The following is a 22,055-nucleotide window of genomic DNA, read 5'->3' as shown; positions in this document are numbered from 1 at the left end:
TTTCGCCTTGTGGCCGCTCGCTCAGGCTCCGGCGGGCTTCTGTTCCTGCGCCAGTTCGGCATAGCGACGCGACAGGGTGGCGAAGGCCTTCTTGCGCGTCGTCTTGTCGGCCGCGATCAGGCCCTTGAGATTCCAGCCGCGCTGATAGGCGGTCTGCCGCCGCTCCGTGCGAAAGTCGTAGAGAATCCAGGGGCAGAAGCCGCGCACATAAGGCGCGCTCTCGACCAGATCGAGCTGACGCTCGTAGAGGTCGGACTGGTGGCTCTCGCCGAAAAGCTCGCCCGGCCGCCCCTCGCGCCCGGCGACGGCGTCGGCCCCGGTCTCGGTGATCACCAGCGGCTTGTCGAGATCGGAATTGGCGAAAAGGCGCTTCAGCCCGTCGAGCGAGGGCTCGTACCAGCCGAAATACTCGTTCAACCCGATGATGTCGAGCGCGTCGGAGAGCCGGTCCTCGATGCGGAAATGCTCGCGGTTGATCAGGCAGGCGGCCGAGACCAGCCGGGTCGGATCCATCTCGCGGCAGGAGGCGGCGAGCCCGCGCATGAAGGCCAGCCTTGCGTCGGTGTCGGCGTTCTCGTTGCCGACGCCCCAGATCACGATGCTGGCGTGGTTGCGGTCGCGCCGGATCATCTCGCGCAGTTGGTTGTCGGCATCGGTGAAGGTGTCGGGGTTGGAAAAGTCGATCGCCCAGTAGACCGGCACCTCTTCCCAGAGCAGCAGCCCCACCTCGTCGGCGATCCGCGCCGCCAGTTCGTGATGCGGATAATGCGACAGCCGCAGGAAATTGGCGTTCAGCGCCTTGGCGTCGGCGAAGCGGCGGCGGATGTCGGCCTCGGTCGAGACCTTGCCGAGCTCGCGGTCGTCCTCGTGCACGCAGATGCCGCGCAAAAAAATGTCCTCGCCGTTGAGCAGGATGCGCTGGCCCTCGACCCTGATCTCGCGGAAGCCGATTTTCTCGCTGAGCAGGTCCTCGCCGAAGCCGATGCTGACCGGATAGAGCCTCGGGCCGGCCGGGCTCCAGAGTTCCGGCGCGGCCTCGAATTCCAGCCGGCCGACGCCGCTGGAGATCGGCACGGCGATCTCGCCCGCCAGCCCCTCGATGACGAGCCGCGCCGTGCCGCTGGCGCTCTCCGACAGCGTGACATCGACGGCGATGCGCTGGCCCTGCGAGCCCGGCACGAGCGCCACGCCGAAATCGCGGATGAAGATCGCAGGCACGCGCACCAGCCCGACCTCGCGATAGATCCCGCCATAGTTGAACCAGTCGGTATGGTTCATCGGCACGCGCTCGGGCCGGCGGCGGTTGTCGACATTGATCCGCAGCCGGTTCGCGCCAGCGGTCAGATGCCCGGTCAGTTCGACGAAGAACGGCGTCGAACCGCCGCGATGGCTGCCGAGGAAGACGCCGTTGAGGAAGACGCGCGCCTCGTAATTGGCCGCGCCGACGCGCAGGAAGACGCGCTCGCCGGCCTTGCCCGGCGCGAAATCGAGCTGGCGCGTATACCAGGCGCCGCCCTCGAAATAGGTCCATTCCGGGCGCGCCACGTTCCAGCAGGACGGAACGGCCGCGGTCTGCCAGGCCCCATCGTCATGGTCGCGCGGCGTCGTCCAGCCGCCGATCGGATCGGGCTCGTCCTCGAACCAGCGCTGGCGCAGCCCCTCGTCATGCAGGTCGAGGACGAAGTTCCAGTCGCCGTCGAGCGATTCGACCGGCCGGCCCGCGACGCTCAGCATCTCGCGCCAGCCGACGCGGCGCTCCGAGAAGGGGGCGGCATAGGCTTCGTCATGGAGATGATGGAACGGGTCGTGTCCCGGCTGGAGCGCGTGCTCGCCGAGCCCTTTCGCAGGGCCGTTCTCGACCTTGGCGTCCATCCCGGCAACGAGTCTTCTTGTGGAGGAAAACGATTTCCCTTATGCTAGACAAGCGCCGCGCTTCTGGCAACCATGTCCTTGCATCGGGCCGTGATGATATGGGTCGGGCGGAAGGGGCGTCGCGCCGTTGAACGAGCATGATCGATCCAAAGCCGCCGCGGCGGCGCGCCCGGTCTCGATCGCGGCGGTGGCGCGACGCGCCGGCGTCTCGATCGCGACCGTCTCGCGGGTGATGAACGGCGTCGAGAACAAGGCGACATCCGAGACCGCCGCCCGCGTCAACGCCGCCGTCGCGGCCCTAGGCTACCGGCCCCAGAGCGTAGGGCGCGCCTTGCGACAGCGCGAGAGCCGCATCGTCGGCGTGCTCGCCGCCAATCTCGGCAACCCTGCCATGGCGGCCGCCGCCGCCTCGATCGAGCTCGCCCTGCGCGACGCCGGCTTCGTCATGGCGCTCTGCGACACGCATGAGGACCCTGCGATCCAGGACGAATATCTCGCCGAGATGGAGGCGCAGCTCGCGCGCGGCATCGTGCTGCTGGTCGCGGTGCCGTCGCCGAAACTCGACCTGTTGCGCGCCGCCGGCCGCCCGCTCGTCTTCGTCAACCGGCGCGATCCCGGCGACGAAATCTCGCCCTTCGTCGGCATCGACGACCATGCCGCCGGTTTCGCCGTCGCGCGGCACTGGCTGGCCCGGCCGGAGCCTGGTCCGTTCGGCCTGCTGCACGCCTCGCTCTCCTTCAGCGCCGGCCAGCGCCGTGCGGCGGGCTTCGTCGCCGGGCTGGTCGCGGGCGGCGTGCCGGAAGACGACATCCTGCGCGCCAGCGGGGCGGGCAAGAGCCATCTCGCCATCGGTCACGAAGGCATGGGCACGCTGCTCGCCGCGCCCGTGCTCGCGCGCCGCATCCTCTGTCTCAGCGACCTGATCGCCTATGGAGCCTATCGCCGCCTGACCGAGGCGGGCCTGAGCGTGCCGGGCGACGTCGCGCTGTTCGGCTTCGACGACAATCCGCTCAACGCCTGGATCGCGCCCTGGCTCAGCGCGGTCAAAATCCCCTATGACGGCTTCGGCCCGGTGGTGGTGCGAACGCTTGCCACGCTGCTCGAGACGGGCGAGGCGAAGGCCGCCTTCCTGCCTCATGAACTCGTCATTCGCAGCCAGTCGAAGCAGCCGTAGACGGGAAACGCCATGCCGGTCGCGACCGAGGCCCACAGCATCGCCTCCGGGCGGCTCACCGCCAGCATCAAGCCGGCAGGCGCCGAACCGATCAGCCTCAAGGGCGCGGATGGGGTCGAACTGCTCTGGCAGGGCGGGCCGCAATGGCCGCGCCATGCGCCGCTGCTGTTTCCGATCGTCGGGCGGCTGACCGACGACACATTGCGGCATCAGGGCCGCGACCACCGCATGACACAGCATGGCTTCGCCCGCGACAGCCTGTTCGGCTGGGTGGCGCGCGACGAGAGCAGCGCGCATCTGCGGCTCGGCGACAGCGAGGCGACTCGCGCGTTTTATCCCTTCGCCTTCACGCTCGACCAAATCTACGCGGTTGAGCACGCGACGCTCTCGGTGACGACGATCGTCTCCAATCCGGGCGAGGCGGTGCTGCCCTTTGCGGTCGGCGCGCATCCGGCCTTCGTCTGGCCGCTGGCCGAGGATGTGCCGCGGAGCGCCCACCGTCTGGAATTTTCCGATGAGGAGGCCGGCGAGGCGCGGACCCTGACCGGCGGCCTGCTCGACGGCGGCGTGACGCTCCCGCTCGACGGCAAGCGTCTGCCGCTCTCTCCAGGCCTTTTCGCCGCCGACGCGCTGGTGCTGCCGCGGGTGAGGAGCGGGTCCGTCCGCTTCGTCGCTGAAGGCGAGGACGGTCGGCCCGTCCGCGCGCTGACGGTCGCCTGGGAAGGCTATCGCGATCTCGGCCTCTGGTCGAAGCCGGATGGCGCGCCCTTCCTCTGCATCGAGCCGTGGTTCGGCACGGCGAGCCCGCTCGGCTGGCAAGGCGACTTCGTCGACAAGCCGGGACTGATGCATCTCGCCCCCGGCGAGAGCCGCCGTTTCGTCTGGAGCGTCACGGTCGAGGTCTAGTTCGCCACACTTGCGCCGCGCCCGCGACGCTCATGGGCCGGCCAGCGCGCGTCGCGCCGCATCGCCGAGCAAGGCCGCCGCGGCGCCCTGGATCTCCCTGTCATGGCTTGCGCGGACGGTCGCGAGCGGCGGGATGGAAAAGCCCGCCATCGCGCCTTCCTGCCGGAACAGCGCATCGAAACGGGCGAAGAGGGCCGCGTTGGCGACCAGCGGCCCGCTGACCAGGATGCGGCTCGGGAAAAGCAGGCGGCAGGCATTGGCGAGCGCCCGCGCCAGGATGCCCGCCGCCGCCTCGACCTCGGCCAGGGCGAGCAGGTCGCGGCGCGGCAGGGCTTCCGCCAGCCCGTCCTCGTCCTCGTCGAGCTCCGGCCAGCGCCGGCGCAGGACCGGCAGCAGCGACCAGAGCGCGGCCCCGGTCTCCAGGCAGGCGGTGTTGCCGCAGCCGCAACGCCGCCCGTCCAGCACCGAGAAGCGCCAATGGCCGATCTCGCCGAAGGGTCCGCCCGCCGGCGAGAGCGGCTCGCCGTCGACCGCATGCGCCAGGCCGATGCCCCAGCCCCAATGCAGCAGCAGCGTGCCGCCGGCAAAGCGCTCCGGCTCCCGCGCGACGCGGGCGCCGAGCTCGGCGTCGAGATTGCGGCAGATCCGGACCGGACCGGCGACGGGCTCGAGCACGGCCGCGATGTCGAGATCGCGCATGCCGGGCCAGCGCGACGCCATAAGCCAGCGTTTCCGCCGCAGGTCGATCAGGCCCGACAGCGAGACGGCGGTGCCGGCATGGCTCATCCCGTGCGGCATCGCGGCCAGAAGGGCCGCCGCGAGCCCGCGCATCGCCCCGGCCATCGCCGCATTGTCGGCGTCGCGCGGGACCGGCCGCCTGCGCCGCGCGATGACGTCGCCGTTGAGATCGACCAGCGCGCCCGCGAGCGACTGGCTCGCGACATGGATCACCGAGCCGCCGATGGCGCGGGCGTTGGCGATCAGCACGCCGGCAGGCCGGCCGCGCCCGGCTCCCGCGCCGGTCGTCTCGGCCAGCAGCCCGCGCGCAACCAGATCGGCGACCGCGCGCGAGACCGTGGAGGAGCGCAGGCCCGACAGCCGCCCGATATCGGGCCGCGACTGAGCAAGGCCTCCGGCCACGAGCCGGTAGACGCGCGCCCGGTCGCGCCCGGGCGCGGTCATGCGCGCCGACTCGTCGATCAGGGCGTCGCACGCATAATTCGGAACAATGTCGTTCAAAATCGAGATTGCCTTTCCGGGCGATCTTTTTAAACTGGGATCAGGTGTTTTCAAACATTTTATCGCACGAACGGTTCAAAATTGACATGGTCGATCTCCGCATCGTTCCCGACAAGGATACGCTCGGCGCGAAAGCCGCCGCCCGCGGCGCGAGCGCGATCCGCGAGGCGATCGCGCGCTTCGGCGAGGCGACCATCGTCGTCGCGACCGGGGCCAGCCAGTTCGAGATGCTGAAAGCGCTCACGGCGGCGAAGGACATCGACTGGGCCAGGGTCACGGCCTTCCATCTCGACGAATATGTCGGCCTCGGGACCGACCATCCGGCGAGCTTCCGGCGCTATCTCGAGGAACGCTTCGTCGGCCCGCTCGGCGGCGCGGTCCGCTTCATGCCGGTCGATGGGCTGGCCGAGCCCGAAGGCGAGGCGAAGCGCCTGAACGGGCTGATCGCCGGGCGCCGGATCGATCTCTGCTTCGCCGGCATCGGCGAGAACTGCCATCTCGCCTTCAACGATCCGCCGGCCGATTTCGAGACGCAAGAGCCTTACATCGTCGTGACGCTGGACGACGCCTGCCGCCGGCAGCAGTTCGGCGAGGGCTGGTTCCCGAGCCTCGAGGCGGTGCCGGAGCGCGCCATCTCGATGAGCGTGCGCCAGATCATGATAAGCGCGCTGATCGTGCTGTCGGTCTCGGATACGCGCAAGGCCGAAGCCGCGCGAGATGCGTTCGAGGGCCCGGTGACCCCGCTTCGCCCGGCCTCGATCCTGCAGCGCCACGCCGATACGGTGGCCTTCGTCGATCCCGCCGCCGCCTCGCTTCTCGGCAAGGGCTGAGGGCGCGCCATGATCTCCGCCGGCCTCGTCGATCTCCAGGCCAACGGCTTCGCCGGCGTCGATTTCAACTCCGGGAGGCTCACCGCCGACGAACTCGACCATGCGCTGGAGGCTATGCTCGCCACCGGAGTCACGACCTGCCTGCCGACGATCATCACCGCGCATCCGGGCGAGCTGGAGAGCCGGTTCCGCGCGCTCGACGCGGCCGTCGCCGGGAGCCGTCTCGGCCCGGCGATGTGTCCGGGCTACCATCTCGAAGGACCGTTCCTCAATCCGGCGACGGGCTATGCCGGCTGCCACCCGCCCGCCGCGATGACTGCCGCCGACCCCGCGCTCGTCGCCCGGCTTCGGGACGGCATCGCCCGGCCGATCCTGATGGTCACGCTCGCGCCGGAGGTCGACGGCGCGCTCGATCTGATCGGGACGCTGACGCGCCAGGGCGTGATCGTCGCGCTCGGTCACACCGCGGCCGATTTCAGCCAGATCGCGGCCGCGGTCGATGCCGGCGCCCGGCTCTCGACCCATCTCGGCAACGGCATGACGCAGACCGCGCACAAGCTGGAGAACCCGATCTTCGCCCAGCTCGCCGAGGACCGCTTGCAGGCGTCCTTCATCGCGGACGGCATCCATATCCATCCGAAGTCGCTGCAATCGCTGCTGCGGGCCAAGGGGATCGAGCGCTCGATCCTGGTGACGGACGCGGTCGCGGGAGCCGCCGCGCGGCCCGGCCGCTACGGTTTCGCCGGCATGGCGATCGAGCGCGGGCCCGAGGGCTCGGTCAGGCTGGCGGGCGGGACGGCGCTGGCGGGCTCGGCCTTGTGCCTCGACCAGGCCGTGCGCAATCTCGCGGCCTGGACGCTCGCGACGCCGGAACAGGCGATCGCGATGGCCTCGACGCATCCGCTCGCCTTGCTCGCGCCGGCCTTGGCCGCCCACGGCCTGCCGATGCCCGACGGCGAGGTGTGCTGGCGCGACGGCCTCGCGATCGAGCGGGTGCGCATCGGAGCCGTCGAACGCCGCTACGCGCTGGCAGGCGCAACCGCATGGCCGGACGCAAAACCAGAAGGGGAGATACGATCATGACCACCAAGACCAAGGGACTGGACCGCCGCGCCGTCATCGGCGGCCTGGGCGCGCTCGCCGCCGGCGGGCCGGCCGCGCTGGCCGCGTCGCCGCCGCTGCCGAGCGCGCCGGTGACCATCAGCATCATCGATGTCGGCGGCGCGCTCGCCCTGATGCAGAAGGCCTTCGAGGACTACCGCACGGCCAATCCGAAGCTCGTCTCGCGCATCGCCTTCGTGAAGGCCCCGGCGCCCGAGCTCGCCGGCAAGATCAAGGCGCAGCAGGATGCCGGCCGCGCCGATCTCGATCTCGTCCTGACCGGCAGCGACGGTCTGGCGGCCGGACTCGAACAGAGGCTCTGGCTCAGGATCCTGCCCGACTTCGCCGACAAGTTCCCCGACATCGAGGCGAATTACGAGCCGGCCGCGCTCGCGCTTCACAAGGTCCAGGGCGACGGCTTCGGCGTCGTGGTGAACTACTATCCGTCCGGCCCGCTGCTCGAATATGCGCCCGAGCGCGTCAGGCAGGCGCCGACCACCGCCGAGGAACTGCTCGCCTGGGCCAAGGCCAACCCCAACCGCTTCATGTATGCGCGCCCGACCAATTCCGGGCCGGGCCGCACCTTCATGATGGGCCTGCCCTACATCCTCGGCGACAAGGATCCGCAGGATCCGGTCGCCGGCTGGGACAAGACCTGGGCCTATCTGCAGGAACTCGGGCAGTCGATCGAGTACTACCCCGCCGGCACCGGCGCCACGATGAAGGAGTTCGGCGAGGGCTCGCGCGACATCATCGTCTCGACCACGGGCTGGGACATCAACCCGCGCGCGCTCGGCATCGTGCCGAAGGAAGCGAGGATTCAGACGCTGAAGGGCTTCCACTGGGTCTCGGACGCCTTCTTCATGTGCGTGCCAAGGGGCGTGCCGAACGACAGGCTCGCCGTCGTGCTCGACATGATGGCGCATGTGCTGACGCCGAAGATGCAGGCCTATGCCTATGACGAGGGCTATCTCTATCCCGGTCCAGCGGTCAGGAACGTGCCGCTGACGCTGGCGCCCGAGGCGAGCCAGAAGGTCATCGCCGAGTTCGGCCGCGCGGAATATGCCGACCTCATCGCCAACAACCCGATCGAACTGCCGCTGAAGCCCGACAGGATGGTCGTCGCCTTCCGCAAATGGGACGAACTGGTCGGCGCCAAGCGCGCGCGCTGACCGGGGTCCACATGAAAAGCCCCGCGAGGCGCTGTCTCGCGGGGCTCGTCCGTCTCGGACGATGCGCGGGGTTCAGGCCGCGCGCTTGTTGATGTTGCCGGTCGCGAGCGAGGACAGCTTCTTGTCGGTCGCGCCCTCCTCGTCGAGGTTTTGCTGCAGCAGCGCGGCGCAGTCTTGACGCCCGAGCTGCTTCGCCCAGGCGACGAGTGTGCCGTAGCGCGTGATCTCGTAATGCTCCACGGCCTGCGCCGCCGCGATCAGCGCCGCGTCCAGCACCTGCTTGTCGGCGATGTCGCCGGCGATCTCCTCGGCCTCGGCGATGATGCCGTCGATGGCCGGGCAGGTGACGCCCTTCTCCTCGACGCCATGCTGCCTGAAGACCTGCTTCAGCCGGCCGATCTGGCCTTCGGTCTCGCGCAGATGCGTCTCGAAGCCCGCCCTGAGCTCGGGGCTCGAAGCCTTGTCGATCATCTTCGGCAAGGCCTTCAGGATCTGGTGCTCGGCGTAATAGATGTCGCGCAGCGTGTGGACGAAGAGGTCGTCCATCGTGGCGATGTCCTTGGAAAACCAACCCATTTCATTTCTCCTTTGCTCGCCGCCGCTGTCGCGGCGCGTTCTTCTGGAGCCCGGCTGGGCATGCCGGGTGAACGGTTCGGGCCGCGACCTGTTCCGAAAAAACTTGAAAACCTCCCCTGCGGCGGTCCGCCTCAGGCGAGCGGCCAGCCTTTCGCCGCCGACACCGCGCGCATAACGCCGCGCAGCTCCGCCAGCCCCTTCATCCGGCCGATGATCGGGTAGCCCGGATGCGTCGGCTTGCCGATGTCGTCGAGCAGTTCGTGGCCGTGGTCCGGCCGCATCGGGATGCGCCAGTTCGCGACGCCCCCGAGCCTGCGGCGCTCCTGCTCCTCCAGCAGCGCCGAGACCAGCGCGACCATGTCGGTGTCGCCGTCGAGATGGTCGGCCTCCATGAAGGAGCCGTCGGCGTCCTTGGCGACGTTGCGCAGATGGGCGAAGTGGATGCGGTCGGCGAAGCGCCTCGCGATCGCCGGCACGTCGTTCGTCGGCCCGGCCCCGAGCGAGCCCGAGCACAGCGTCAGCCCGTTGGCCGTGCTGCCGACCGCCCCGAGCACGAAGGCGATGTCGGCTTCGTTGGAGACGATGCGCGGCAGGCCCATCAGCGGCCGCGGCGGGTCGTCGGGATGGATCGCGAAGCGCATGCCGAGCTCGTCGGCGAGCGGGATGATCTCGCGCAGGAAGCGGGCGAGGTTCTCGCGCAGGATGTCCGGCGTGACGCCGCGATAGCGGTCGAGCATCCGGCGCAGGCCCGGGATGTCGTAGCGGTCGTAGGCGCCGGGCAGGCCGGCCATGATGTTGGTCAGGAGCCGCGCCTTGTCGGAGTCCGACGCCGACTTCGCCCAGGCCTTGGCCGCGAGGAGCACGTCTTCCGGGAACTCGGCCTCCGCGCCCGGCCGCTCCAGCATGTAGCAGTCGAAGGCGGCGAACTCGACGATGCCGAAGCGCAGCGCCCGGCCGCCGCCCGGCGTCGGCCAGGCCAGCTCGGTGCGGGTCCAGTCCAGCACCGGCATGAAGTTGTAGCAGATCGTCGTGACGCCGCAGGCGGCGAGGTTGCGCATCGAGGTCCGGTAATTGTCGAACAGCGCGCTCTGGTCGCCCTCGTTCAGCTTGATCCGCTCATGGATCGGCAGACTCTCGACCACGCTCCAGCGCAGGCCGAGCGTGCCATCTGCCGCGATCAGCGCCTTGCGCTCCTCGATGGCCGCGACGCTCCAGACCTCGCCATAGGGGATCTCGTGCAGGGAGGTGACGATGCCGCGCGCTCCCGTCTGCCGGATCTGCGGAAGCCGGACGGCGTCGTTGGGCCCGAACCAGCGCCAGGTCTCTTCCATGCGAGCGTGTCCTTTTCTTCCGTGCTTCCGCCCGGATCTCGCCGATCCGCGCCGGTTTCAGCCCTGCCCCGCGAGCTTGGTCTTGTCGAAGGCGTCGACATGGGCCTGCGCGATCTTCTCGATCGCGTCGAACACCGTGCGCAGATGCGCCCGCATCGCCTGCTCGGCCCTGCCGGCGTCGCCGCGCCCGACGCAGGTCGCGATCGTCTCGTGCTCGGCCAGGATCATCTCCGACCAGGACGGCGTCTCCAGCGACAGGCAGCGCACCCGGTCGAGCTGCGCCTTGACCGATTCGATCAGGCTCCAGACCGACGGATGGCCGGCGAGCCGCGACAACTCGGCGTGGAACGTCTCGTCGAGGCGGAAAAAGGCCTTGCGGTCGCCGTTCCGGATCGCCTCGGCCTGCTCGGCGACGAGCGCATCGAGACTGCGGCGGCCATCGTCGTCGACCCGCTCGGCGGCGAGAACGACCGTGCGGCACTCCAGCGTCTCGCGCACGAACTGGCTGTCATAGACGGCGGCGAGATCGATCGGCGCGACGAAGGTGCCGACCTGCGGAACCACCACCAGAAGCCCGTCCTCGACCAGGCGCTTGAACGCCTCGCGCACCGGCGTACGGCTGACGCCGAACTGCAGCGCCATCCGCGCCTCCGACATGGCCGCGCCCGGGAGCAGCGCCGCGCCCAGAATATCGGCCCGCAACCCCCGGTAGATCTGTTCGGTGCCTTGCCGCGTCGCCAAAAAGGTCATTGCGCTCCCGCCGTCTGGTATACTAGCATACCAATGCCGATCGCAGCGTCAATCGCTCGTCGTCGGCGCCGCATCGGAGGCGGGCCTGACGGCCGATCCCGATGAAGGACAAAAGAGCGGGAACACCGGGAGACGACGAATGGTGCAGCACGCAGCCGGCGCGGGGCCGATCCGCCCGAGGTCGATCGGCCAATGAGCATTCATGCCGCCAATTTCCGCGAGCTGAAGCTCGACCGGCTCAGCCGCGATTTCGGAACGCACAACGCGCTGAAGGACGTTTCGCTGACGATCCGCAAGGGCGAGTTCATCGCGCTGCTGGGTCCCTCCGGCTGCGGCAAGTCGACGACGCTCAACCTGATCGCGGGGCTGCTGCCGGCGACCGGCGGCGGCATCTGGCTCGACGAGAAGCGCATCGATCCGCTGCGGCCGGAAGAGCGCGGCTTCGGCATGGTCTTCCAGAACTACGCGCTGTTCCCGCATATGAGCGTGCGCCGGAACATCGGCTTCGGCCTGAAGATGCGCGGCCTGCCCAAGGCGCAGATCGACAAGCGCGTCGACGAGGCGGTGGCTCTGGTCAGGCTGCAGAGCCAGGTCGAGAAGCTGCCGGGTCAGCTTTCCGGCGGCCAGCAGCAGCGCGTCGCGATCGCCCGCGCCATCGTGGTCGAGCCGCCGCTCGTCCTGATGGACGAGCCACTCTCGAACCTCGACGCCAAGCTGAGGCTGGAGATGCGGGCCGAGATCCGGCGCATCCACAACACCCTCGGCGCGACCACGATCTATGTGACGCACGACCAGGAGGAGGCGCTCTCGCTCGCCGACCGCATCGTCGTGCTGCGCGACGGCGAGATGCGCCAGGTCGGCACGCCGGAGGAGCTGTTCTCGCGGCCGGACCATCTCGACGTCGCCGAGTTCATGGGTTTCCGCAACGTCGTCGCCGGGCGGGTCGCGGCGGCGGACGGCGCCGCGGCGCAGGTCGCCGTCGGCTCGGCCACGATCAAGGGCCGCAGTCGCGGTGCGGTTGCGGCCGGAAGCGCCGGCCATGTCGCGATCCGGCCCGAGGACCTGCACCCCGTCGCGGAAGGCCAGCCCGGACTGAAGGCGACGATCATCTCGACCGAGTTCCGCGGCCGCGAATTCGTCGGCTTCGCGCGCATGGAGGACGGGACCGACCTCTCCTTCCTCGCCCATGACAAGCTCGATCCCGGCGCGGCCGTCACGCTCGGCGCGGCGCCCGACCGCGTCCTCGTCTTCGGAGGCGCGGCATGAGCCTCGCCTGTGACGAGATCCCGCTGAAGCAGCGGCTGGCGGCGCGCGGGCTCGACGGGCTGACGCTGCTCGTCCTGCCCGCCGTCTTCTTCCTGCTGGCGCTGTTCATCTACCCGTTCCTGTACGGGCTGGTGCTGTCGTTCAATCCCAGGGCCGGCGGCGCGCTGGCGAACTACGGCAAGTTCTTCTCCGACTCCTTCCTCTACGGCACGATCGCGACGACGCTCTGGCTCGCCCTGCCGGTGACGCTGCTGACGCTGGTCTTCGCCGTGCCGATCGCCTTCCGCGTGCGGCTCCTGCGCCGCCAGCGCCTGCTGACGACGCTTCTGGTGATTCCGATCACGCTCGGCACCGTGCTGGTGGCGCAGGGGCTGCTCGCCTATCTCGGCCCGCAGGGCTGGTTCAACCGCACCCTGATGACGCTCGGCCTGATCTCGACGCCGATCAAGCTCCTGCACAACTACTGGGGCGTGATGCTCTCGCTGGTCATCACCGGCTTCCCATTCACCTTCCTTTTGACCCTGTCCTATCTTTCCGGCATCGACCCCGCGCTGGAGAAGGCGGCTGCGACCTTGGGCGCGGGACCGTGGGAGCGCTTCAAGACCATCCTGTTCCCGCTGCTGCTGCCGGGCCTCGCGATCACCTTCTGCCTGTCCTTCGTGCAGGCCTTCTCGGTCTTTCCCTCGGCGGTGCTGCTCGGCGCGCCGGCGGGGCCGACGCGGGTGATCTCGATCGCGGCCTATCAGGCGGCCTTCGAGGAATACGACTACTCGATGGCCTCGGCGGTGGCGATGATCATGGGCATGGTCCAGCTCTCGATCGTCGTCGCGGTGCTGAGCCTGCGCGGCCTGCTCTATCGGGGCCCCGCCGGCGGCGGGAAGGGTTGAGCCGATGGTCGCGGATACGAGGCTCTCGACGAAGCTCTGGGCCGCCGCCAACTGGGCCCTGATCGGCTTCTTCCTGCTCAACCTGCTGGCGATGATCGCGACCGTGATCACCAGTTCCTTCGCCACGCGCTGGCTCGGGACCTGGTTCCCGGCCGGCTGGACGACGCGCTGGTACACCGCCGCCTGGTCGGAGTTCCAGCTCTCCGACGTGCTGACCGTGACCTTCCAGATCGTCTTGCTGGTGGTGGCGCTGTCGGGGCTGATCGGCGTGCCGGCGGCCTATGCGCTGGCGCGGCGCGACTTCCCCGGCAAGAAGCTGGTCATGCTGCTCTTCCTGCTGCCGCTGCTGGTGCCGCCGATCACCTTCGGCATCCCGCTGGCGACGGTGCTCTACAAGCTCGGCCTCGCCGGGCAGATGTCGGGCGTCGTGCTCGCCAACCTCGTGCCGACGGTGCCCTTCGTCATTCTGGTGATGATCCCCTTCATCGAGCAGATCGACACCAAGATCGAGGCGGCGGCGCGCGTCTTCGGCGCCAACACCTTCAAGCTCTTCGTCCATGTGCTGCTGCCGCTGCTGATGCCCGGCATCCTGGCGGCGCTGCTGCTCGTGCTGGTGCGCACCATCGCGATGTTCGAGCTGACCTTCCTCACCGCCGGACCGACCAGCCAGACGCTGGTCGTGGCGCTCTACTATGCGGTCTTCGCGGCGGGCGTGCGCGCCGTGCAGTCGATCGACGCGATGGCGGTGATCTACATGGCGACGACGCTGATCTGGCTCGTGATCGCGCTGCGCTTCGTCAACCCGACGCAGATCGTCGGCGGCGGAGGGCGGCGCTGACAGGAAGACCCGCGGCGGCGCGAGGCCGGCGCGACAACATCTTGGCCCCGGCGTCGCGCGTTCGAGGGCGGCGGAAGGAGGGTCGAACCCAGGGAGAGACCGATGACCGATACGCACGGATCGAAGCCCAGCCGCCGCGGCGTGATCGCGGGCGCGGCCAGCCTCGCCGCGCTCTCCGCGACGGGCGCGCGGGCGCAGGCCGCCCCCGTCGCGCTCAACATCATCGACGTCGCCGGCAACCTCCAGCTGACGCAGGTCTCGATCGAAAAATTCGCCAGGGACAATCCGAAGCTGATCTCGCGGCTGAATTTCTCGCGCGCGCCGTCGCCGGAGCTGCCGGCCAAGCTCAAGGCGCAGCAGCAGGCGGGCCGGGTCGACATCGACCTCGTGCTGACCGGCCCCGGCGCGATGTCGGACGGCATCCAGCAGGGCCTCTGGGTCGATGTCTGGAAGAGCCATGCCGCCAGCCTGCCCAGGGCCGAGGAGGTCTATCACGAGCAGGCGCTGATGATGCAGAAGAACTTCGGCCAGAACGAGGGCGTCGCGGTTGCCTATTCGCCGTCCGGCCCGCTGTTCGAATACGCGGCCGACCGGCTGAAAACCGTGCCCAGGACGGCCGAGGAGTTCCTCGCCTACGTCAGGCAGAACCCCAAGCGCTTCACCTATGCCCGCCCGGTCAATTCCGGCCCCGGCTGGACCTTCCTGCAGGGGCTCCCCTACATCCTCGGCGACAGCGATCCCACCGATCCCATGAACGGCTGGGACAAGAGCTGGGCCTATCTCAAGGAACTCGGCGCCGGCGTCGACTACTATCCGGGCGGCACCGCCGCGACGATGAAGGAACTCGGCGAGGGCACGCGCGACGTCATCGTCTCGACCTTCGGCTGGGACATCAATCCGCGCGCGCTCGGCATCGTGCCGAAGGAGGCCGAGGTCTTCGTGCTCGCCAACACGCACTGGATCCCGGATACGCAGTTCATGTGCGTGCCCAAGGGCGCCGACGCGGCCAAGATGCCGGCGCTGCTGGCGCTGATGTCGCACATGCTCAAGCCCGAGGCGCAGGCCGCGACCTACGACAAGGGCTATTTCTATCCCGGCCCCGCCATCAAGGGCGTGACGCTCGCCATGGCGCCGCAGGAAAGCCGCGACGTGCTGAAAGAGTTCGGCCGGCCGGGCTATGACGAGCTCATCGCCAGGACGCCGACCCGTCCGCCGCTGACGCCCGAGCGCCTCGTCGCCGCCTTCCGGCGCTGGGACCAGGAGATCGGCGTCGGACATGGCGCGCCGAAATAGGCCAGGGGAGGCAGCATGCGCTTCGCGGCGATAGGGCTGGACCACCGCCACATCTTCCACATGGTGGGCGGCTTGATCGAGGCCGGCGCGGTCTGCGTCGGCTACGATCCGGCGACCAGCGACGAACGCGTGCTCTCAGGCTTTCGCGAGCGTTTTCCCGCGCTCGTTCCGGGCGGACGCGAGGCGCTGCTCGACGATCCGTCGATCGACCTGATCGTCTGCGCCGCAATACCCTGCGACCGCGCGGCCATCGCCATCCGCGCCATGAAGGCCGGCAAGGACGTCATGGTCGACAAGCCGGGCGTGACCGGCTTCGACCAGCTCAAGGCCGTCGAGGCGGCCGTGGCGGAAACCGGCCGGATTTTCTCGGTCTGCTTTTCCGAGCGTTTCGTCGTGCCGGCCACCATCGTCGCGGGCAAGATGATCGAAGACGGCGCGATCGGCCGCGTCATCCAGACCGTGGGCCTGGGCCCGCACCGGCTCAACCGGGCGATCCGGCCGGGCTGGTTCTTCGAGACGGCGACCTATGGCGGCATCCTCACCGACATCGCCTCGCACCAGATCGACCAGTTCCTGCACTTCACCGGCTCGGGCGAAGCCGAGATCGTGGCGTCTTCGGTCGGCCATTTCGGCGCCGACGACCTGCCGGATTTCGAGGATTTCGGCGAGATCCTGCTGCGCAGCGACCGGGCCGGCGGCTATGTCCGCTGCGACTGGTTCACCGCCGACGGCCTGCCGAGCTGGGGCGACGGCAGGCTGACGCTGCTCGGCACGGAGGGCACGATCGAGCTGCGCAAATATGTCGACATCGCCGGCCGGCCCGGCACCGACCATGTCTTCCTCGTCGACAAGACCGGCGCCCGCCACATCGACGCCTCGGGCGAGCCGCTGACTTACTTTCGCAACCTGATCGCCGACGTCGCCTCGCGCGGCGAGAGCGCGATGCGCCAGTCCCACGTCTTCACCGTCTGCCGGCTGGCGCTGGAGGCGCAGGCCCGCGCGATGCGGTTATCGACCAGACCCGCCCGGAGCGCCGCCGCATGACCCGCCGCATCGGCATCGCCGTGATCGGGCTCGGGCCGGCCTCGCTGCCGCACGCCAGGAGCCTGCTCGACCTGAAGGAACGCGCCGAGGTCCGCCACGCCGTCAGCCGCACGCCCGAGCGCGCTGCCGCCTTCGCCCGCGATTTCCCCTTCCCGATCACGACCGATCTCGACGCCGTGCTGGCCGACCCGTCGGTCGAGGCCGCGATCGTGCTGACGCCGCCGTCGAGCCATCTCGAGGTCTCGCGGCGCTGCCTGGAATGCGGCAAGCACGTGCTTGTCGAGAAGCCGCTGGAGCTGACCAGCGCGCGCGGGACGGAACTGGTTGCCGCCGCGCGCAAGGCCCGGAAAGTGTTCGGCGTCGTGCTGCAGCATCGCTTCCGCCCGGCGAGCCTGAGGCTCAAGGCCGCGCTCGACGGCGGCGAACTCGGCACGATCGAGGCCGCCTTCCTGCAGGTGCCGTGGTGGCGTCCGCAGGCCTATTACGACGAGCCCGGCCGGGGCACGCTCCAGCGCGACGGCGGCGGCGTGCTGCTGACGCAGGCGATCCACTCGCTCGACCTGTTCCGTTCGCTCGTCGGCGTCTCGAAGGTCGTCGCGGCGCAGGCGCGCACGACGGGACTTCACCGCATGGAGACCGAGGACTATGTCGCGGCCCTGCTGGAGACGGGCGCCGGCGCGCCGGCGACGCTGGTGACCACGACGGCGGCCTATCCCGGCCATCCCGAGCGCATCGAGATCACCGGCGCCAAGGGCTTCGCGGCGCTGGTCGGCGGCCGGCTGGAGCTGTCCTTCCTCGACGGCCGCGAGGAGGTCGTCGAGGCCGAGGGTTCGACCGGCAGCGGCGCCAACATCATGGATTTCCCGCACGACGCCCACCGGGCCGTGATCACGGACTTCCTCGACGCGATCGAGCAGGGCCGCGATCCGGCGGTGACGGGCGAGGAGGCGCTGGCCTCGCAGCGCTTGGTGGACGACATCCTCGCGGCCGCGGGCTGGCTGGGCGCGAAGGGAGCTGCGTCATGAGCGTGGTCTGTCCCTCACCCGGCTCGCACCGACCGCTTGACACGCACGACCTCGGCCAGCGCCAGCAGCAGATGGTAGAGCACGCGCACCGGCACGGCCGCGACGACCGGCGCGCCGGTCTCGTCGATGCGGTTGCGCCAAAGGCCCGTCTCGCGATCGACGAAGCGCTCGAACATCAGCGCCAGATGCGGATCGAGCTTCGCCGCCGCCCCGGTGTCGCCCTCGAACTCGATCCGCGCCGTCAGCGCCTTGAGATGTTCGGTCTGCGGCCAGAGCAACGCAGCGCCGTCGAGAACCGCGCCGTCCGGACCAACCTCGTTGACGATCGGATGCGCCTGTCCGGGGCCGTGATGCCGCTCGGCGAAGACGTAGAGCGTCCGCGCCGCCGCCCGGCCGCTCGATCCGCCGTTCAGGCGATCATGGTGATGCAGCAGCCAGGTCCATTCGTAATGATGGCCGGGCTCGCGAACCTGTCCCGCCCGGCCGGCGGCGGGCTGCCAATCGGCGGTGAAGAACTCCCCGATCGAGCCAGTCGCCCGGTCCAGCATGCGCTCCCGCATCAGCCCGACCAGCATCCCGGCGCGGTCGAGCCAGCGCGTTCCGCCACCGCTCTCGGCCAGAGCATGGCAGGCTTCGAGCAGGTGCATATGCGGGTTCTGCCGGCGCGGCAGCGTGCCGAGCGTGTCCTCGGCGAAGCCGCCGGCCGGATGCGCCAGCGCGGTCTCGATGAAGCCCATGACTTCTCCGGCCCGTTCCAGCCAGACCGTTTCGCCGCTGGCGCGCGCGAACCAGCCGCAGGCGAAGAGCACGAAGGCGAGGTCGTAGAAATCCGACTTCGCGTCGACCGGCTCGCCGGCCAGCGTGCAGCGGTGACTGAAAAGTCCGTCCGATCGCCGGCAGCCGTTCCAGAGAAAATCCATGCCGCGCCGAGCCGTATCGAGCGCGCCCGGCACGCCGAGCAGATGGGCGTGGCTGAAGACATAGGCCAGCCGCGCCGTGACCAGCGTGCTGCGCGTGCCGTCGTCCAGAGCCTTGCCGTCCGGAGCGACCATCTCGACATAGCCCGGTCGGCCCGGCGCATGGGCCCGCGCCAGCCAGCCCGGCAGCAGCGTTCCGGTCAGCCAGTCTTCGATGGCGTCGGCCTCGTATCCGCGCATCGCGCGCTCCTCGCATCCAGCCCCATTCCGCAGCCCCTTCCGGGGCGGCGGTCGTCGACGGCAGGTCATACCTGACGGCCTAGAAGCAGCGAACGAAAAAGGGAGAGCAAACATGTCTGACACACCAAAACCCGGAACCTCGCGCCGCCAGTTCGTCGAGGGCGGCGTCGCGACCGTCGCCGCCATGCAGGTCGGCGGCGCCTTCGCGCAGGGCCTCGCATTGCCGAAATCGCCGGTCGCGCTGAGCATCATCGATGTCGGCGGCGCGCTCGCGCTTCTGCAGAAGCCGCTGGAGAACTATCGCGACGCCAAGAAGAACCTGGTCTCGCGCATGACCTTCACCAAGGCGCCGGCGCCCGAACTGCCTGGCAAGATCAAGGCGATGCAGGAGGCCAAGCGCGTCGACATCGACCTCGTCATCGGCGGGCTCGACGCGCTCTCGGCCGGCATCGAGCAGAACCTCTGGGAGCCGCTGCTGCCGGCCCATGCCGCCTCGCTGCCCGACCCCACGCAGATCCTGCTCAAGCCCGCGCTCGACATGCACAATCTCGGCGGCGGCCAGGGCATGTGCGTGGTCTACTACCCCTCCGGCCCGCTGCTCGAATACATGCCGGCCAAGGTCAAGACGCCGCCGACCTCGACGGAAGAACTGCTCGCCTGGACCAAACAGAACCCCAACCGCTTCCTCTATGCGCGGCCGGCCAATTCAGGGCCGGGCCGCACCTTCATCATGGGTCTGCCCTATCTGCTCAAGGACAAGGATCCCAAGGATCCGGCCAATGGCTGGGAGAAGACCTGGGCCTATCTCAAGGAGCTCGGCCAGAACATCGAATACTATCCGACCGGCACCGGCGCGACGATGAAGGAGCTCGGCGACGGCTCGCGCGACATGATCGTCTCGACCACGGGCTGGGACATCAACCCGCGCGTGCTCGGCATCGTGCCGAAGGAAGCGAGGATCCAGACGCTGAAAGGCTTCCACTGGGTCTCGGACGCGCAGTACATGTTCGTGCCCAAGGGCGTCGCGCCCGAGAAGCTCGCGGTCATCCTCGACCTGATCAGCTATACCCTGACCCCGGCGCAGCAGGCCTTCACCTATGACGAGGGTTATTTCTATCCGGGTCCGGCGGTGAAGGACGTGCCGCTGTCGATGGCCCCGCCCGAGAGCCAGAAGGCGATCGCCGAGTTCGGCCGGCCGGAATATGCCGACCTGATCGCCAACAACCCGATCGAGACGCCGCTGACGCCCGACAAGATGGTGCTGGCCTTCCGGCGCTGGGACGAGGAAGTCGGCGCCAAGCGCAAGTAGCGATCAGGCAGGCGAGGCGGCGCGACCGCGCCGCCTCGCCGTCAGTGCGCGGCGTGAACGCCGTCCATATGAGCAAGCCCGGATTGCTCCCGCTTTCCGGGCAAAAAGGCGCCGGGACCGAGCGTGCAGGATAGGGCAGACCGCGGTCCGTGCGTTTGAGGCAGTCGCATTTGGGCCTTATTCCTGAACGCGACGGTTCCTTCACGGGACCGACAGAGAACGCAGCGCGGATGGTTCGCCATCCCATGCCGCGGCTGCCCCAGCAGCTGTAAACGGCGAGCCTTGTCGCCACACGCCACTGGGACCTCGGCCCTGAGAAAGGCGGCGACAAGGCGCTGACCCGCGAGCCAAGGAGACCTGCCGTCGGTCGTGGTCACACGCGAGCCCGTCGGACGGGGTGTTTCGATCGCCGGTTCAACTGGTTGCCATTTGAAAGAGGGCGAGCGGGAGATCGCGCCCGCGGTGACGTGCCACGACGTTCATCGCCCGAGGTCTCGATCGTGATCCCCGTTCCGAACGCCGATCCGCCGACCTGCGAAGGAAGAGACCAGAAGCGTCGTCGCGGTCGAGCTCCCCAGAACCATGGCCACGCCGCCGCCGCCGCCGAAGGCGGCGCAGCGGTTGCGCGCTGCGGCGCCTGCCCGAGCTGGGAGCCGAAGGCGCGCATCGCGCCGGTGCGCAGCAGCCTGACCGCCGGATCGGCAGCGACGCCGCCGGCGAGTGGATCAGGATGTTGGTTGCGCTCTCGCCCGTGACCATTTTCGCGCGGTCCTCCTCGTCCGCGGATCGAAGCGGCCATCGAGCCTGGCGTTGTCAGCGCTCAGGGGAGTTTCTGGTTCTCGAAGAAACCGTCCAGCGGGATCTGGGTCGTCTTCTCGAAATCCTCCATCGCGTCCAGCAGACGCTGGCGGTAGTTGAGCAGCGCCAGCAAGAGCTGCGCGGCGTCCCGGGACAACCCGTAGCGCGCCCAGCTCTGCGATGTCCGCCGCGACAGCCCGATGTGGTCGCCGAAGGCCTCGACATTGGCGAAGTCGAGGCCCTGCACGACCTCCAGCAATTCCTCCGCCGACATACGCCGCTTCACGATGTGGGAATGGATCCGTTCCAGCATGAGGCGGATATCGGACGGCCGGAACTGCAGGGAGTTGCGCGCGAACTGCTCGAAATTATTGGCCATGGCGTGTCCCCCGTTCGGCTCCCGCTGTCATAGGCTTCACGAGCCCGCCTTGCTCGACGCCGCCAGCCAGCAGGGCCTCGGCGGCGCCTTCATCGGTGATCAGGACCTTCGCCGCACTCGCCCGCAAGGCGGCGCGGATCGCACGTTCCTTATGGGCGCCGCCGGCCGCGATCGCGACGAGGCCGATACCTCTGAGATCGGCCGGGCCCACCGCCATGATACGCCGGTTGACCGGGTGATCCACCAGCTCGCCGTCGGCATCGATGAAATGGCAGACGAGATCGCCGACGGCGCCTGCCTTCTTCAACCCGGCGAGATCCGATTGCGGCAGCAGGCCCTCGCGGAACAGCGTCGAATCCGGGATTACGTCGCCGACGCTGACCAGCGCGACATCCGCCGACCGCGCCCTGTCGAGCAGGTCGCGCAAGGTCGGCTCGCGCCAGAGCGCATCGCGGATCTCGGCATTCGAGACGAACACCGGCGCGGTCAATTGGAAGCAGTCGGCGCCGAACATGTCGGCGACGCGGCGCGCCACCGCCGAGGGATTGATGCTGCGCGAATGGGTGAGCCCGCCGAGCAGCGAGACCACCGACATCGCCTCGACCTGGCGCGGCTGCATGCCTCTCAGCGCCAGATGCAGCGTCTGCCCCCAGCCGACGGCCAGCGACATGTTGTCGGTCAGCCTGTCGGAGAGCCAGAGTCCCGCGGCATAGCCGACGAGCGCCGACACGCTGGCGACATCCCGAGCGGCCGGCACCACCACAGCCTCCCTGAGGCCGAAAGCGGTGACGAGGCCGCGCTCCAGACCGGCCTGCCGCGCCGAGCGCGCATCGATCCTGATCTTGACCAGCCCGTCGGAGCGGGCCGCCGCCAGCATCCGGATCACCTTGATCCGGCTCAAGCCCAGCGCCTCGGCGATCTGCTCCTGGGTCAGGCCCTCGACGTAATAGAGCCAGGCGGCGCGGACCTTGGCCTCCGCCACCGGCATCTCGCCCTGACTTCTCCCTGCTCCGAACGCGTCTTCCACTGGCGTTTCCTGCCGCGCCGCCACGGCGCCCGCTACACCATCACCGCATCGCGCGGTGGAAGGCAACCAATTTGAACTTCT

Annotated in this window: 20 protein-coding genes and 1 riboswitch; of the genes, 12 read left to right on the top strand and 8 right to left on the bottom strand. The window is 69.1% G+C overall.

What is annotated here, in order from left to right; all coding sequences use genetic code 11:
* Positions 1 to 21: 21 nt before the first annotated feature.
* On the bottom strand, positions 22 to 1,872 hold the full coding sequence (locus tag AC1RRW_RS06005) for a glycoside hydrolase family 2 protein (protein WP_492899677.1): 1,851 nt from the start codon (positions 1,870 to 1,872) through the stop codon (positions 22 to 24).
* Between the two features lie 127 nt (positions 1,873 to 1,999).
* Here AC1RRW_RS06005 and AC1RRW_RS06000 point away from each other — a divergent pair, with 127 nt between their 5' ends.
* Positions 2,000 to 3,046, top strand: a complete 1,047-nt coding sequence (locus tag AC1RRW_RS06000) for a LacI family DNA-binding transcriptional regulator (RefSeq protein WP_492899676.1) — start codon at positions 2,000 to 2,002, stop codon at positions 3,044 to 3,046.
* Positions 3,047 to 3,058: 12 nt separating this feature from the next.
* Complete coding sequence (locus AC1RRW_RS05995; protein WP_492899675.1) at positions 3,059 to 3,952, top strand: aldose 1-epimerase family protein; 894 nt, start codon at positions 3,059 to 3,061, stop codon at positions 3,950 to 3,952.
* 30 nt (positions 3,953 to 3,982) lie between these two features.
* Here AC1RRW_RS05995 and AC1RRW_RS05990 read toward each other — a convergent pair whose 3' ends face one another.
* Positions 3,983 to 5,134, bottom strand: a complete 1,152-nt coding sequence (locus AC1RRW_RS05990) for an ROK family transcriptional regulator (protein WP_492899673.1) — start codon at positions 5,132 to 5,134, stop codon at positions 3,983 to 3,985.
* A gap of 143 nt (positions 5,135 to 5,277) precedes the next feature.
* On the opposite strand from AC1RRW_RS05990, the gene AC1RRW_RS05985 reads away from it, so the two are divergent.
* Genes AC1RRW_RS05985 through AC1RRW_RS05975 form a run of 3 tightly spaced genes read left to right on the top strand, consistent with a single transcriptional unit; the run spans position 5,278 to position 8,294 of the window.
* Entirely contained in the window at positions 5,278 to 6,021 is a 744-nt protein-coding gene (locus AC1RRW_RS05985) for a glucosamine-6-phosphate deaminase (RefSeq protein WP_492899672.1), read from the top strand.
* A 9-nt stretch (positions 6,022 to 6,030) separates the two neighbouring features.
* Positions 6,031 to 7,104 carry an N-acetylglucosamine-6-phosphate deacetylase gene (locus AC1RRW_RS05980; protein ID WP_492899670.1) on the top strand — a complete coding sequence of 358 codons (1,074 nt, stop codon included), beginning with the start codon at positions 6,031 to 6,033 and terminating at the stop codon, positions 7,102 to 7,104.
* Positions 7,101 to 8,294, top strand: coding sequence for an extracellular solute-binding protein (locus AC1RRW_RS05975; protein WP_492899669.1), 1,194 nt, complete (start codon positions 7,101 to 7,103; stop codon positions 8,292 to 8,294). The genes AC1RRW_RS05980 and AC1RRW_RS05975 overlap by 4 nt, the downstream gene beginning before the upstream one ends.
* 72 nt (positions 8,295 to 8,366) lie before the next feature.
* Here AC1RRW_RS05975 and AC1RRW_RS05970 read toward each other — a convergent pair whose 3' ends face one another.
* The 3 genes from AC1RRW_RS05970 to AC1RRW_RS05960 all read right to left on the bottom strand — a co-directional run bounded on the left by AC1RRW_RS05970 (position 8,367) and on the right by AC1RRW_RS05960 (position 10,951).
* A complete protein-coding gene (locus tag AC1RRW_RS05970; protein ID WP_492899668.1) occupies positions 8,367 to 8,870 on the bottom strand; it encodes a YciE/YciF ferroxidase family protein in 504 nt (167 codons plus the stop codon).
* 131 nt (positions 8,871 to 9,001) lie between these two features.
* Positions 9,002 to 10,201 (bottom strand): mannonate dehydratase, encoded by a 1,200-nt coding sequence (uxuA, locus tag AC1RRW_RS05965; protein WP_492899667.1) that lies wholly within the window; start codon positions 10,199 to 10,201, stop codon positions 9,002 to 9,004.
* Between the two features lie 57 nt (positions 10,202 to 10,258).
* Positions 10,259 to 10,951, bottom strand: a complete 693-nt coding sequence (locus tag AC1RRW_RS05960; RefSeq protein ID WP_492899666.1) for a GntR family transcriptional regulator — start codon at positions 10,949 to 10,951, stop codon at positions 10,259 to 10,261.
* Positions 10,952 to 11,143: 192 nt separating this feature from the next.
* Here AC1RRW_RS05960 and AC1RRW_RS05955 point away from each other — a divergent pair, with 192 nt between their 5' ends.
* The 6 genes from AC1RRW_RS05955 to AC1RRW_RS05930 all read left to right on the top strand — a co-directional run bounded on the left by AC1RRW_RS05955 (position 11,144) and on the right by AC1RRW_RS05930 (position 17,304).
* Positions 11,144 to 12,217, top strand: coding sequence for an ABC transporter ATP-binding protein (locus AC1RRW_RS05955; protein ID WP_492899665.1), 1,074 nt, complete (start codon positions 11,144 to 11,146; stop codon positions 12,215 to 12,217).
* Complete coding sequence (locus AC1RRW_RS05950; RefSeq protein WP_492899663.1) at positions 12,214 to 13,104, top strand: ABC transporter permease; 891 nt, start codon at positions 12,214 to 12,216, stop codon at positions 13,102 to 13,104. Before AC1RRW_RS05955 ends, AC1RRW_RS05950 begins: the two co-directional genes overlap by 4 nt.
* Positions 13,105 to 13,108: 4 nt before the next feature.
* Positions 13,109 to 13,942, top strand: a complete 834-nt coding sequence (locus AC1RRW_RS05945) for an ABC transporter permease (protein ID WP_492899662.1) — start codon at positions 13,109 to 13,111, stop codon at positions 13,940 to 13,942.
* 102 nt (positions 13,943 to 14,044) lie between these two features.
* Positions 14,045 to 15,235 carry an extracellular solute-binding protein gene (locus AC1RRW_RS05940; RefSeq protein ID WP_492899661.1) on the top strand — a complete coding sequence of 397 codons (1,191 nt, stop codon included), beginning with the start codon at positions 14,045 to 14,047 and terminating at the stop codon, positions 15,233 to 15,235.
* Positions 15,236 to 15,250: 15 nt separating this feature from the next.
* The gene (locus tag AC1RRW_RS05935; protein WP_492899659.1) at positions 15,251 to 16,279 is read left to right on the top strand and encodes a Gfo/Idh/MocA family protein; all 1,029 of its coding nucleotides are present in this window, start codon (positions 15,251 to 15,253) and stop codon (positions 16,277 to 16,279) included.
* Positions 16,276 to 17,304, top strand: a complete 1,029-nt coding sequence (locus tag AC1RRW_RS05930; RefSeq protein WP_492899658.1) for a Gfo/Idh/MocA family protein — start codon at positions 16,276 to 16,278, stop codon at positions 17,302 to 17,304. Before AC1RRW_RS05935 ends, AC1RRW_RS05930 begins: the two co-directional genes overlap by 4 nt.
* 14 nt (positions 17,305 to 17,318) lie before the next feature.
* On the opposite strand, the gene AC1RRW_RS05925 is transcribed toward AC1RRW_RS05930, so the two are convergent.
* A complete protein-coding gene (locus AC1RRW_RS05925; protein WP_492899657.1) occupies positions 17,319 to 18,461 on the bottom strand; it encodes an AGE family epimerase/isomerase in 1,143 nt (380 codons plus the stop codon).
* Between the two features lie 112 nt (positions 18,462 to 18,573).
* Between AC1RRW_RS05925 and AC1RRW_RS05920 the strand changes: the two genes are divergently transcribed.
* Positions 18,574 to 19,770 carry an extracellular solute-binding protein gene (locus tag AC1RRW_RS05920; RefSeq protein WP_492899655.1) on the top strand — a complete coding sequence of 399 codons (1,197 nt, stop codon included), beginning with the start codon at positions 18,574 to 18,576 and terminating at the stop codon, positions 19,768 to 19,770.
* Between the two features lie 176 nt (positions 19,771 to 19,946).
* Positions 19,947 to 20,149: riboswitch (cobalamin riboswitch) on the top strand.
* 441 nt (positions 20,150 to 20,590) lie between these two features.
* Here AC1RRW_RS05920 and AC1RRW_RS05915 read toward each other — a convergent pair.
* On the bottom strand, positions 20,591 to 20,947 hold the full coding sequence (locus tag AC1RRW_RS05915; RefSeq protein WP_492899654.1) for a hypothetical protein: 357 nt from the start codon (positions 20,945 to 20,947) through the stop codon (positions 20,591 to 20,593).
* The gene (locus AC1RRW_RS05910; RefSeq protein WP_492899652.1) at positions 20,937 to 21,974 is read right to left on the bottom strand and encodes a sugar-binding transcriptional regulator; all 1,038 of its coding nucleotides are present in this window, start codon (positions 21,972 to 21,974) and stop codon (positions 20,937 to 20,939) included. The genes AC1RRW_RS05915 and AC1RRW_RS05910 overlap by 11 nt, the downstream gene beginning before the upstream one ends.
* Positions 21,975 to 22,055 lie beyond the last annotated feature (81 nt).

The organism is Allobosea sp. GW821-FHT12C12 (assembly GCF_058807355.1).
The sequence above is the reverse complement of the archived record's forward strand: the minus strand, read 5'-3'. Positions and strand labels throughout refer to the sequence as shown.

What these genes read in the sequence shown, in the direction of transcription:
- AC1RRW_RS06005 (WP_492899677.1), bottom strand. Translation starts at nt 1,872, where the DNA reads ATGGACGCCAAGGTCGAGAACGGCCCTGCGAAAGGGCTCGGCGAGCAC.
- AC1RRW_RS05995 (WP_492899675.1), top strand. Translation starts at nt 3,059, where the DNA reads ATGCCGGTCGCGACCGAGGCCCACAGCATCGCCTCCGGGCGGCTCACC.
- AC1RRW_RS05990 (WP_492899673.1), bottom strand. Translation starts at nt 5,134, where the DNA reads ATGACCGCGCCCGGGCGCGACCGGGCGCGCGTCTACCGGCTCGTGGCC.
- AC1RRW_RS05985 (WP_492899672.1), top strand. Translation starts at nt 5,278, where the DNA reads ATGGTCGATCTCCGCATCGTTCCCGACAAGGATACGCTCGGCGCGAAA.
- AC1RRW_RS05980 (WP_492899670.1), top strand. Translation starts at nt 6,031, where the DNA reads ATGATCTCCGCCGGCCTCGTCGATCTCCAGGCCAACGGCTTCGCCGGC.
- AC1RRW_RS05975 (WP_492899669.1), top strand. Translation starts at nt 7,101, where the DNA reads ATGACCACCAAGACCAAGGGACTGGACCGCCGCGCCGTCATCGGCGGC.
- AC1RRW_RS05970 (WP_492899668.1), bottom strand. Translation starts at nt 8,870, where the DNA reads ATGGGTTGGTTTTCCAAGGACATCGCCACGATGGACGACCTCTTCGTC.
- uxuA (WP_492899667.1), bottom strand. Translation starts at nt 10,201, where the DNA reads ATGGAAGAGACCTGGCGCTGGTTCGGGCCCAACGACGCCGTCCGGCTT.
- AC1RRW_RS05960 (WP_492899666.1), bottom strand. Translation starts at nt 10,951, where the DNA reads ATGACCTTTTTGGCGACGCGGCAAGGCACCGAACAGATCTACCGGGGG.
- AC1RRW_RS05955 (WP_492899665.1), top strand. Translation starts at nt 11,144, where the DNA reads ATGAGCATTCATGCCGCCAATTTCCGCGAGCTGAAGCTCGACCGGCTC.
- AC1RRW_RS05950 (WP_492899663.1), top strand. Translation starts at nt 12,214, where the DNA reads ATGAGCCTCGCCTGTGACGAGATCCCGCTGAAGCAGCGGCTGGCGGCG.
- AC1RRW_RS05945 (WP_492899662.1), top strand. Translation starts at nt 13,109, where the DNA reads ATGGTCGCGGATACGAGGCTCTCGACGAAGCTCTGGGCCGCCGCCAAC.
- AC1RRW_RS05940 (WP_492899661.1), top strand. Translation starts at nt 14,045, where the DNA reads ATGACCGATACGCACGGATCGAAGCCCAGCCGCCGCGGCGTGATCGCG.
- AC1RRW_RS05935 (WP_492899659.1), top strand. Translation starts at nt 15,251, where the DNA reads ATGCGCTTCGCGGCGATAGGGCTGGACCACCGCCACATCTTCCACATG.
- AC1RRW_RS05930 (WP_492899658.1), top strand. Translation starts at nt 16,276, where the DNA reads ATGACCCGCCGCATCGGCATCGCCGTGATCGGGCTCGGGCCGGCCTCG.
- AC1RRW_RS05925 (WP_492899657.1), bottom strand. Translation starts at nt 18,461, where the DNA reads ATGCGCGGATACGAGGCCGACGCCATCGAAGACTGGCTGACCGGAACG.
- AC1RRW_RS05920 (WP_492899655.1), top strand. Translation starts at nt 18,574, where the DNA reads ATGTCTGACACACCAAAACCCGGAACCTCGCGCCGCCAGTTCGTCGAG.
- AC1RRW_RS05915 (WP_492899654.1), bottom strand. Translation starts at nt 20,947, where the DNA reads ATGGCCAATAATTTCGAGCAGTTCGCGCGCAACTCCCTGCAGTTCCGG.